Source organism: Tsuneonella litorea (genome assembly GCF_025154015.1).
Taxonomy (GTDB): domain Bacteria; phylum Pseudomonadota; class Alphaproteobacteria; order Sphingomonadales; family Sphingomonadaceae; genus Tsuneonella; species Tsuneonella litorea.
Genome location: NZ_JAOAMV010000005.1, coordinates 358,601 through 368,838 on the forward strand (window position 1 = coordinate 358,601; position 10,238 = coordinate 368,838).

The 10,238-nt window shown below is 69.0% G+C and carries 12 protein-coding genes; 9 read left to right on the top strand and 3 right to left on the bottom strand.

The window, feature by feature from the left end; all coding sequences use genetic code 11:
* Positions 1 to 4 precede the first annotated feature (4 nt).
* Positions 5 to 991, bottom strand: coding sequence for a 4-hydroxy-3-methylbut-2-enyl diphosphate reductase (gene ispH / locus N0B51_RS11940; RefSeq protein WP_259962593.1), 987 nt, complete (start codon positions 989 to 991; stop codon positions 5 to 7).
* 75 nt (positions 992 to 1,066) lie between these two features.
* Between ispH and N0B51_RS11945 the strand changes: the two genes are divergently transcribed.
* From N0B51_RS11945 to tatC, 9 genes are all read left to right on the top strand, one after another.
* Positions 1,067 to 1,717, top strand: coding sequence for a hypothetical protein (locus tag N0B51_RS11945; protein ID WP_259962594.1), 651 nt, complete (start codon positions 1,067 to 1,069; stop codon positions 1,715 to 1,717).
* A 68-nt stretch (positions 1,718 to 1,785) separates the two neighbouring features.
* The gene (gene argS / locus N0B51_RS11950; RefSeq protein ID WP_259962595.1) at positions 1,786 to 3,543 is read left to right on the top strand and encodes an arginine--tRNA ligase; all 1,758 of its coding nucleotides are present in this window, start codon (positions 1,786 to 1,788) and stop codon (positions 3,541 to 3,543) included.
* 2 nt (positions 3,544 to 3,545) lie between these two features.
* Positions 3,546 to 4,226: an SPOR domain-containing protein gene (locus N0B51_RS11955; protein ID WP_259962596.1), complete on the top strand. Its 681-nt coding sequence runs from the start codon at positions 3,546 to 3,548 to the stop codon at positions 4,224 to 4,226.
* An 82-nt stretch (positions 4,227 to 4,308) separates the two neighbouring features.
* Complete coding sequence (nagZ, locus tag N0B51_RS11960) at positions 4,309 to 5,325, top strand: beta-N-acetylhexosaminidase (RefSeq protein ID WP_259962597.1); 1,017 nt, start codon at positions 4,309 to 4,311, stop codon at positions 5,323 to 5,325.
* Complete coding sequence (locus tag N0B51_RS11965) at positions 5,322 to 6,128, top strand: segregation and condensation protein A (protein ID WP_259962598.1); 807 nt, start codon at positions 5,322 to 5,324, stop codon at positions 6,126 to 6,128. The genes nagZ and N0B51_RS11965 overlap by 4 nt, the downstream gene beginning before the upstream one ends.
* A 59-nt stretch (positions 6,129 to 6,187) precedes the next feature.
* A complete protein-coding gene (scpB, locus tag N0B51_RS11970) occupies positions 6,188 to 6,751 on the top strand; it encodes an SMC-Scp complex subunit ScpB (protein ID WP_375545961.1) in 564 nt (187 codons plus the stop codon).
* 17 nt (positions 6,752 to 6,768) lie between these two features.
* On the top strand, positions 6,769 to 7,035 hold the full coding sequence (locus N0B51_RS11975) for a twin-arginine translocase TatA/TatE family subunit (RefSeq protein ID WP_259962600.1): 267 nt from the start codon (positions 6,769 to 6,771) through the stop codon (positions 7,033 to 7,035).
* Between the two features lie 34 nt (positions 7,036 to 7,069).
* Positions 7,070 to 7,480 (top strand): Sec-independent protein translocase protein TatB, encoded by a 411-nt coding sequence (tatB, locus tag N0B51_RS11980; protein ID WP_259962601.1) that lies wholly within the window; start codon positions 7,070 to 7,072, stop codon positions 7,478 to 7,480.
* A gap of 10 nt (positions 7,481 to 7,490) precedes the next feature.
* Entirely contained in the window at positions 7,491 to 8,300 is an 810-nt protein-coding gene (tatC, locus tag N0B51_RS11985; RefSeq protein ID WP_259962602.1) for a twin-arginine translocase subunit TatC, read from the top strand.
* A 24-nt stretch (positions 8,301 to 8,324) separates the two neighbouring features.
* Here the strand turns inward: tatC and N0B51_RS11990 are convergent, their stop codons facing one another.
* Both N0B51_RS11990 and N0B51_RS11995 read right to left on the bottom strand, forming a co-directional pair.
* Complete coding sequence (locus N0B51_RS11990; protein ID WP_259962603.1) at positions 8,325 to 9,119, bottom strand: enoyl-CoA hydratase-related protein; 795 nt, start codon at positions 9,117 to 9,119, stop codon at positions 8,325 to 8,327.
* The gene (locus tag N0B51_RS11995; protein WP_259962604.1) at positions 9,116 to 10,165 is read right to left on the bottom strand and encodes an enoyl-CoA hydratase/isomerase family protein; all 1,050 of its coding nucleotides are present in this window, start codon (positions 10,163 to 10,165) and stop codon (positions 9,116 to 9,118) included. The genes N0B51_RS11990 and N0B51_RS11995 overlap by 4 nt, the downstream gene beginning before the upstream one ends.
* Positions 10,166 to 10,238: the final 73 nt, after the last annotated feature.

Here is a 10,238-nt window from a genome sequence, read left to right on the forward strand (position 1 = left end):
CGCCCTAGTCGACGAGCTGGCGGGGCAGCTTGAAGACCATCTTCTCCTCGGCAGAGACGATCGTATGCTCCTCGATATCGCGCCACTGCGACAGCTGGGCGACGACTTCGCGGACGAGGCTCTCGGGGGCGGAGGCGCCCGCGGTAAGCCCCAGCGTGCCGACACCGTCGAGCCAGGCGGGGTCGATGTCGCTCGCCCGCTGGATCAGCCTGGCGTCGGTTCCCATCCGCTCGGCCACCTCGACCAGCCGCAGCGAGTTCGACGAATTGGGCGCGCCGATCACCAGCACCAGGTCGCTGCCCGGCGCGATCGCCTTGACCGCAGCCTGGCGGTTCGAGGTCGCGTAGCAGATGTCCTCCGCCTTCGGGCCGACGATGTGCGGAAACTTCGCCTCGAGCGCGGCGACGATCTCGCGCGTGTCGTCGACCGACAGCGTCGTCTGGGTCAGGAAGGCGAGCGGTTCGTCCGCGGCGAACTCGAGCGCGGCGACGTCCTCGACCGTCTCGACCAGCGTGATGGAGCCTTCGGGCACCTGGCCCATCGTGCCGATCACCTCGGGATGGCCCCTGTGGCCGACGAAGACGATGTGGCGGCCGGCCTCGATCTGGCGCTCGGCCTGGCGATGGACCTTGCTGACCAGAGGGCAGGTCGCATCGACCCACAGCATCTCGCGGCGGGTCGCTTCGACCGGCACGCTCTTGGGCACGCCGTGCGCCGAGAATACCACCGGCGCGCCATCGGGCACCTCGTCGAGTTCCTCGACGAAGATGGCGCCCTGGGCCTTGAGCGAATCGACGACGTACTTGTTGTGGACGATCTCGTGGCGGACGTAGACCGGCGCGCCGTAGCGTTCGATCGCGCGCTCGACGATCTCGATCGCGCGGTCGACGCCGGCACAGAAACCGCGCGGCGCGGCGATCAGCAACGTCAGCAGCGGCCTTGCCGCGGGCGCTTCGCCGGTCGCCGGGCGTTCCTGAAAGGGGGCGTTCATATCCGGCCCCCTAGCGCTTCGCTGCGAGCGCCGCTAGGGCGGCCGCTCATAGACTTGATCGGGACCGAACCTGCCATGACCACCCGCCTTCGCCTTTCCGCTGCGCTCATGTTGGGGTGCGCCCTCGCGGGCTGCAAGACCAAGGGAGAGCTGGTGGTCGACCAGGGCGTCGGCATCACCGCGGTGCGCACCGCGTGCCCGGCGGTGGGCGTGCCCGACTATACCGGCGACGTGACGACCTTCCGCGTGCCCGGTGACACCTCGGCGGCGAACATGGACGTCACCGCTGCCATCACCAACGTGCGCTCCACCTGCGACGACGGATCGCCGCGCATCTACACCAACGTCACCTTCGACGTGATCGGCCGCAGGACCGACACCCGCGGCGCGCGCAACGTGACGCTGCCCTACTACGCCGTGGTGCTGCGCGGCGGCACCTCGGTGGTCACCAAGCGGGTGGGCGAGGTGACGCTGAGCTTTGCCGACGGGCAGGAGCGCACCCAGGCGCGCGCGCAGGCCGGTGCCTACGTCGATCGCGCCGAGGCCACGCTTCCGGCCGACATCCGCGAGCGGATCACCCGCAGGCGCAAGGCGGGCGAAGAGGACGCGGCGATCGACCCGCTGAGCGATCCTGAGGTCAAGGCCGCGGTCGCCCGCGCCACCTTCGAAGTGCTGGTGGGCTTCCAGCTCACCGAACAGCAGCTCGCCTACAACGCCACCCGCTAGTCCGGGACGCCGGTCGGCACGCACCCACCGCGCTTGCGATTTGCCCCGGATGGGGTAACCGCGCCGCCATGTCCCCAGATTCCGCGACCCCGCAGACCCTTCATGCCGCCTTCGCCGCGCGCATCGCCGCCGTCCTCAAGGCCCTCGAGGCCGAAGGTGCGCTGCCGCCCGGTTCCTCCGAAACCTCGGTGACCGTCGAGCCGCCGCGCGATCCATCGCATGGCGACCTCGCCACCAATGCCGCGATGGTGCTCGCCAAGCCGGCCGCAACCAATCCGCGCGCGCTTGCGCAAAAGATCGTCGATCATCTTGCGCGCGACCCGGCGGTGACCAGCACCGAGATCGCCGGACCGGGCTTCATCAACCTGCGGCTCGCCGATTCGGAGTGGCTGCGCGAACTGCGCACGATGGCCGACCTTGGTGCGGACTACGGGCGCTCGAGCGTCGGTGCGGGTCGTCGGGTGAACGTGGAATACGTCAGCGCCAACCCGACCGGCCCGATGCACATGGGGCATTGCCGCGGCGCGGTGGTGGGCGACGCGCTGGCGAGCCTGCTCGAATTCGTCGGCCACCCGGTCACGCGCGAATACTACGTCAACGACGCCGGCAGCCAGGTCGACACGCTCGCCCGCTCGGCGCACCTCAGGTACTGCGAGGCGCTGGGCGAGGACGTGGGGGCGATCCCCGAGGGGCTCTATCCGGGCGATTACCTCGTTCCCGTCGGCCAGACGCTCGCCGGCGAATACGGCGACCGGTTCCTCGACGCGCCCGAGGCGGAATGGCTGCCCGAGTTCAAGGCCCGGACGGTCGCCGCGATGATGGACATGATCCGCGACGACCTTGCCCTGCTCGGCATCCGCCACGACGCGTTCGCCAGCGAAGCCGCTCTCCAGGCCGCCGGCAAGCCCGCCGAGGCCGAGGCCTGGATGCGCGCGCACGACCTTGTCTACGACGGCGTGCTCGAGGCGCCCAAGGGCAAGACCCCGGATGACTGGGAACCGGTCGAGCTCCCGCTGTTCCGGGCCACCCGCTTCGGCGACGACCAGGACCGCCCGATCAGGAAGAGCGACGGCAGCTGGACCTATTTCGGGGCGGACCTTGCCTACCATATGCAGAAAGCCGCCGAGGCCGACGAGCTGATCGACATCTGGGGCGCCGACCACGCGGGCACCGTCAAGCGGATCAAGGCCGCGGTCGCCGCGCTGGCGGAAGGGCAGGGACGCGCGATCCCGTTCGACGTTAAGCTGGTCCAGATGGTCCAGCTCCTGCGCGGCGGCGAGCCGGTGAAGATGTCGAAGCGCAGCGGCACTTTCGTCACCCTCGCGGACGTCGTGCGCGAGGTCGGCAAGGACGTCGTGCGGTTCACGATGCTGACCCGCAAGCCCGACGCGCAGATGGAGTTCGACTTCGCCAAGGTGGTCGAAGCGTCGAAGGACAACCCGGTCTTCTACGTGCAATACGCGAGCGCGCGGATCCACTCGACCTTGCGCAAGGCGAAGGCGGAGGGACTCGCACCCGACGATGCGGCCCTCGACCGGCTGGGGCAGGAGGAGCTGGCACTGGTCAAGCTCGCCGCGCAGTTCCCGCGGGCGGTCGAAGCGGCTGCGGCGGCGCGCGAGCCGCACCGGATCGCCTTCTTCCTCTACGACCTCGCCGCCGCGTTCCACGCATACTGGAACCTCGGTAACGATGCGCCGGACAAGCGGTTCATCGTCGCCGGCGACCCTGCGCTGACGGCTGCGCGGCTCTTCCTCGCCACGCAGATCGGGTTAGTTATCCGTAACGGTCTTGCGCTATTGGGCGTCGAGGCCGTCGAGGAGATGTGACGATGAATGCGGGCGAGAGGGACGATTACGCCGCCGGCGACCAGCTGACGCTGGCTGACGACGACGAGCGCCTGCCGTGGCTCGAATCGGGCGACGAGGACGATGAGGACGAGGGCGCCGAATCGGGCCGCATCCTCGGTTTCGCGGTACTCGCGCTGCTTGCGCTGGCGGCGTTCATCGGGGGGATCTGGTGGTTCGGCAACCGGAGCCAGGAGTCCGAGGTGGTCGCCGACGGCAGCACGATCGAGGCGCCCGACGGACCCTACAAGACCCGGCCGACCGATCCGGGCGGCAAGCAGTTCGAAGGCACCGGCAACCTCGCCCCTGCCGTCGGCGAAGGCCGCGAGACCGAAGGCCGGATCGCCGACGCCACTCCGGCGCCGAGCATCGATGCCCCCCGGGCGAGCGATTCGCCTCCGGCGTCGACGGCCAGTGAGGCCAAGGCTGCAAGCGGAACGGTGGTGCAGGTCGGCGCCTATTCGACGCGGGCCGATGCCGAGGCGGGCTGGCAGAAACTGCAGCGCCAGACCGAGCACCTGAACGGCGTTTCGCACCGGGTCGTGCAAGGCCAGGCCGACATCGGAACGGTGTTTCGCCTCCAGGCGATCGCAGGCGATGCCGGGGCTGCGAGCCGGCTCTGCACCGCGCTCAAGGGCGACGGGGTGGCCTGCCAGGTGAAATGAGCCGACTTCCGCCTCTCCGCGGGAGGGGATAGCCGGGGGCGTCTGCTTGCGGCGGGACCGCTTTCCTGCGAATCTCGTCCCCATGACTCCGGCGATATTCGGCCTTTCCGGGACTGTTCTCACCGACGACGAGCGCGCGTTCTTCCGTGAAAGCGACCCGGCGGGCTACATCCTGTTCGGCCGCAACGTCGAGACGATGGAACAGGTCCGCGCGCTGACCGATGACCTGCGGACAATCCACGGCCGCGAGCGGCTGCTGGTCAGCATCGACCAGGAAGGCGGCCGCGTCGCCCGGATGCGCCCGCCGCAGTTCAGCGCGTTTCCGGCCGGCGCCGCCTTCGACGCGCTCTACGATATCGCGCCGTCCTCGGCGATCGCGGCGGCGCGCGCCAATGCGCACGCGATGGGCATCGAGCTTGCCGAGGCCGGGATCACCGTCGACTACCACCCGCCGCTCGACGTCCGCCAGCCCGGCGCGCACGACGTGATCGGCGACCGCGCGTTCGGCAGCGAGCCCTTGCGGGTGGCGGCGCTCGGCCGCGCGACGCTCGAAGGGCTGGCGCTCGCGGGCGTCGCGGGCTGCATCAAGCATATGCCGGGGCACGGCCGTTCGATGTGCGACACGCACAAGGAACTTCCCACCGTGACCGCAAGCGAGGAGGAGCTGGAAACCGACCTGGCGCCGTTCCGCGCGTTGCACGATGCGCCGATCGGGATGACCGGGCACCTCGTCTTCACCGTCTGGGACCCCGACTACCCGGCGACCCAGTCGCCGACGGTGATCCGCGAGGTGATCCGGGGGAAGATCGGCTTCGACGGCCTGCTGCTGACCGACGACATCGACATGGAGGCCCTGTCGGGATCGGTGCCCGAGCGGGCCGCGGTCGCGATCCGGGCGGGATGCGACATCGCGCTCAATTGCTGGGCGAAGATGGACGACATGACCGGCATCGCCGAGCGACTACCGGCGATGTCGGAAAGGACCGCCGCGCGGCTCGACCGTGCGCTGGCCGGCACCGGCCGCCCGCCGGAGGGCGACAAGGCCGAGCTGCTCGCGACCCGCGACCGCCTGCTCGCGATTGCCGGGGCGACCGCATGAGCGAGGACGCGCTTATCCTCGATCTCGGCGATCAGCCGGCGGAGAACTGGTCCGGCCCCGGCGCCGCGGCGGCCGACGATGACGCCGGGCTCTATCTCGAACTGGACAACTGGGAGGGCCCGCTCGACCTCCTGCTCGACCTCGCGCGGCGGCAGAAGGTCGACCTCAAGGCGATCTCGATCCTCTCGCTGGTCGACCAGTACATCGCCTACATCGAGCGGGCAGAGGCGCTCAAGCTCGAGCTCGCGGCCGATTACCTCGTGATGGCCGCCTGGCTCGCCTATCTCAAGTCGGCGCTCCTGCTGCCGCGGGACGAGCAGGAAGATCCCAGCCCCGAAGACCTCGCGTTGAGGCTGCAACTGCGGCTCGCGCGGCTGGCGGCGATGCGCGAGGCGGCCGCGCGGCTGATGGCACGCGACCGGCTGGGCCGCGACGTGTTCCGCCGCGGCGCGCCCGAGGGACTGCGCACCGACCGCAAGACGCTGTGGCAGTGCGACTGGTTCGCGCTGGTGCAGGCCTACGGGCAGGTCAGCGCACGCACCGCGCCGGTGGTCCACATGGTGCGCGAGCGACCGGTGATGACGCTCGATTCGGCGCTGGACCGGGTTTCGGCGATGCTCGGTGTCACGCTCGACTGGATGGAACTGCGCGAGTTCCTGCCGCCGCACGCCGAACCGCGGCTGCGCAAGTCCGCGCTCGCCTCCAGCTTCGTGGCCGCGCTCGAACTCGCGCGGCTGGGCAAGGCGGAACTGGCGCAGGACGAGGCGTTCGGCCCCTTGCGCCTTCGCCGGGCGACCGCGTGAGCCAGCCTGGCGAACTCGAGCGCGCGATCGAGGCGACGCTGTTCGCGGCCGAGGAGCCGATGACAGTGGCCGCGCTTGCCGGCCACCTCGGCGATGCCGCCGCGGGCGACGTGCGCGATTCGCTGCGGAGGCTCGCGGCGCAGTACGAGGGGCGCGGGGTCCACCTCGTCGAGCGCGGCGATCGCTGGCACTTCCAGACCGCGCCCGACCTCGCTCACCTTCTGCGCCGCGAGCGCGAGGCGGTGCGGCGGCTCAGCCGCGCGGCGACCGAAGTGCTCGCGATCGTGGCCTACCACGAGCCGGTCAGCCGCGCCGAGATCGAGGCGATCCGCGGGGTGCAGACCTCGTCCGGCACGCTCGACGTGCTGATGGAAGCGGGCTGGGTACGCGTGGCGGGCCGGCGCGAGGTGCCCGGGCGTCCGGTGATCTATGCCACCACGCCCGACTTCCTCGATCACTTCGGCCTCGCCTCGCGCAAGGAACTGCCGGGCATCGACGAACTCAAGGCCGCCGGCCTGCTCGATCCGGTGGACGATGCGTTCGAGGCGCTCACCGCGAGCGAAGAAGAAGTCGCGGGCGCCGATACCGACACTGGCAATGCGGCGGCCGATCCCCTAGATTGACGCCCAAGGAGATTACCATGGGTTCGTTTTCCATCTGGCACTGGCTGATCGTGCTGCTGGTCGTCCTCGTCCTATTCGGGAAGGGCCGGGTGGGCGACATCATGGGCGAATTCGGCAAGGGCATCAAAAGCTTCAAGAAGGGCATCGCCGACGACGAGTCCGAGGCGAACGCCAAGGCGGCCGCGGCAAAGCCCGTCCACAGCCTCGAAGGCCCGCATCACGATGCCAAGCCCGCCGGAGAGGCGACGAAGGAGCCGCACCCCGGCGCCGAACACCGCGACTGACCCGGCGGCACCTGCGCGCGCGAAAGGCTGACCCATGTTCGGAATAGACTGGCAGGAACTGCTGGTCATCGTGTTCGTCGCGGTGCTGGTGATCGGGCCCAAGGACCTGCCCAAGGCGATGCGCACCGCGGGGCGCTGGATCGGCAAGATCCGCCGCACCTCGAACCATTTTCGTGCCGGCATCGAGGCGATGATCCGCGAGGCCGAGCTTGAGGAAATGGAAAAGAAGTGGGCCGAACAGAACGCCCAGATCATGGCCCAGGTGCCGCAGATCGACCTGTCCGACCACGAGATGAAGCCGCTGCCCCAGGAAGACGCCGCGGCGGACTCGCAGACGCCGGAGGTATCGCCGCCGCCCGCTTCGCTGCTCCCAGAGGAGCAGCCGGCCGATTCGGTCGAGGACGCCCCGTCTCCCGACGACGAACCCCAGCTTCCCCTGCGGTGACGGCGCGCTGATGGCCTTCAAGCTTTCCGACATCGACGAGACGCAGGCGCCGCTGCTCGACCACCTGATCGAGCTGCGCACGCGGCTGCTGCGTGCCTTCGCGGCGTTGATGGTCGCCTTCTTCGCCTGTTTCTACTTCGCGCAGGACATCCTCGCATTCCTCGTCCAGCCGCTGCTCGACGCAGGCCAGAACAAGCTCATCTACACCAAGCTTTACGGCCAGTTCTTCGTGGAGCTGAAGGTGGCGCTGTGGGCGGCGTTCTTCATCGCCTTTCCGGTGATCGCGAACCAGCTGTGGGCGTTCATCGCGCCGGGACTTTACGCCAGGGAGAAGAAGGCTTTCCTGCCGTTCCTGCTGGCGACCCCGGTGCTGTTCATCGCGGGCGGGGCGCTTGCCTACTACGTGGTCATGCCGACCGCGTTTCACTTCTTCCTCGGGTTCCAGGGGACGCAGGGCGGGGTCGAGATCGAGGCGCTGCCCAACAGCGAGGATTACCTGAGCCTCGTGATGCAGTTTATCCTCGCGTTCGGGCTCGCGTTCCTGCTGCCGGTCCTGCTGCTGCTGCTCAACACCGCGGGGATCGTCAGCCGCAAGAGTCTGGTGAGCGCGCGGCGTTACATGATCGTCGTCGCCTTCGTGATCGCGGCGGTCGCCACGCCGCCCGACGTGATCAGCCAGCTCATGCTGGCAGGTCCCCTGATCCTGCTGTTCGAGGGTGCGTTGCTGGTGATGTATTTCACCGAAAGGAAGGCCGCGCAGGACAAGGCCGCTGCCGAGAGCGCCGTGCAAGCCGGCGAGGACGCTGCGCCACCGGCCTGATGCGCGAGGGCGAGGATCAGCCGATCACCGCCCCTTCCACCTGCCTTCGCGCTTCTCGACGAACGCGGCCATCCCTTCCGCCTTGTCCTCGGATCCGGCGAGGATCTGGAAGATGCGGCGTTCCACGACCAGGCCCTGGTCGAGCGTCGTCTCGAACGCGGCGTTGACCATTTCCTTGTTCGCGATCGCGGCCATCGGCGGCATTGCGGCGATGGTCGCGGCGGTCTTGAGCGCCTCGTCGAGCAGGCTTTCGTGCGGCACCACGCGCGCAACGAGGCCGCTGCGCTCGGCTTCCGCGGCGTCCATCATCCGGCCTGTGAGGCACATCTCCATCGCCTTCGCCTTGCCGACCGCGCGGGTCAGCCGCTGGCTGCCGCCCATGCCGGGGGCCACGCCCAGCTTGATCTCGGGCTGGCCGAACTTCGCCTTGTCCGAGGCGATGATGAAATCGGCCATCATGGCGAGTTCGCACCCGCCGCCGAGTGCGAAGCCGTTGACCGCGGCGATCCACGGCTTGCGGGTCGCCTTGACGAGGTGACTCGTCCAGCGGGCGAAGAAATCGTCGAGGTAGAAGTCGGCCGCGGGCTTGTCGGCCATTTCCTTGATGTCCGCGCCGGCTGCGAATGCCTTGTCGCCGCTTCCGGTGAGGACCGCGCAGCGCTGCCCGTCATCGGCCTCGAACGCGGCAAACGCCGCGATCAGGTCCTCGAGCACCTGCGAGTTGAGCGCATTCAGTGCCTGCGGACGGTTGAGGGTGATGAGCGTGACCGCCCCATGCGGTTCCGGGCGCTGTTCGACGGTGATGGTTTCGTACGTCAAAGCGGCTTCCATTCCTCTTCCGGGGGGAGGGGGGCGAAGATGCTGTCGAGCAGGTCGTCGCCGACCTCCTCGGGTGTCGCCGGGTCCCACTTGGGGTCGTTCGTCTTGTCGACGATGACGGCGCGCACGCCTTCCGCGAAGTCGGGCCGCAGAAGGACGCGGCTGGCGATGCGGTATTCCATCGCCATGTTGTCGGCAAAGTCGTCCATCAGCGCGCTTGTCGCGAGCTGGCGCAGCGCGACCTTGCAGGTCTGGGGGCTCTTGGTGCCCAGCGTGTCGCGCTCCTTCTGCGCCCAGTCGCTGTCATCCGCCTCGAGGCTGGCGAGGATGTCCTCGTAGCGGTCGGAGCGAAAATGCCGCGCGATCTTGTCGGCGTTGTCCTCGATCCGCGCCTTGGGCGGGGTGCCGGGCATTTCGGCGAGGATGCCCGCGATGCGCCCCGGCTTCTCGATGATGCGGGCCTTCGCGTCGGCGATCATCTCGCTCGGCAGGTAGTGGGTCGCGATCCCGGCCCAGAGGCATTCCGCCCCGTCGAGCCGCGCTCCGGTGAGCGCGAGAAACTGCCCCAGGCGCCCCGGCAGGCGCGACAGGTGCCAGCCGCCGCCGACGTCGGGGAACAGGCCGATCCCGGTCTCGGGCATCGCGAAGCGGGTGTTCTCGGTCGCCACGCGGAACCTGCACGGCAGTGCGATGCCGACCCCGCCGCCCATCGTGATGCCGTCCATGAACACCGCGATTGGCTTGGGATAGGTCATCATCTGGTGATTGAGCTGGTACTCGTCGTGGAAGAACTTCCGCCCCGAGACACCGCCATCGTGAAGAGCCGAATTGCGCAGCAGGTTGATGTCGCCCCCTGCGCAGAACCCGCGGCCTTCCGCGTGGTCGAGGATCACCGCCTCGATCCCGTCGTCCTCGGCCCACTCGCTCAGCGCCGCGCTCATCGCGTGGCACATGTCGAGCGTCAGCGCGTGCAGCGCCTTGGGCCGGTTGAGCGAGATATGCCCCACCGCGCCGTGGCGGTGGATCAGGACGTCTTCGGTGCTCATTGCCGGAGCATGTCCCGGCCGACGATCATGCGCATGACCTGGTTGGTTCCTTCTAGGATCGAGTGGACGCGCA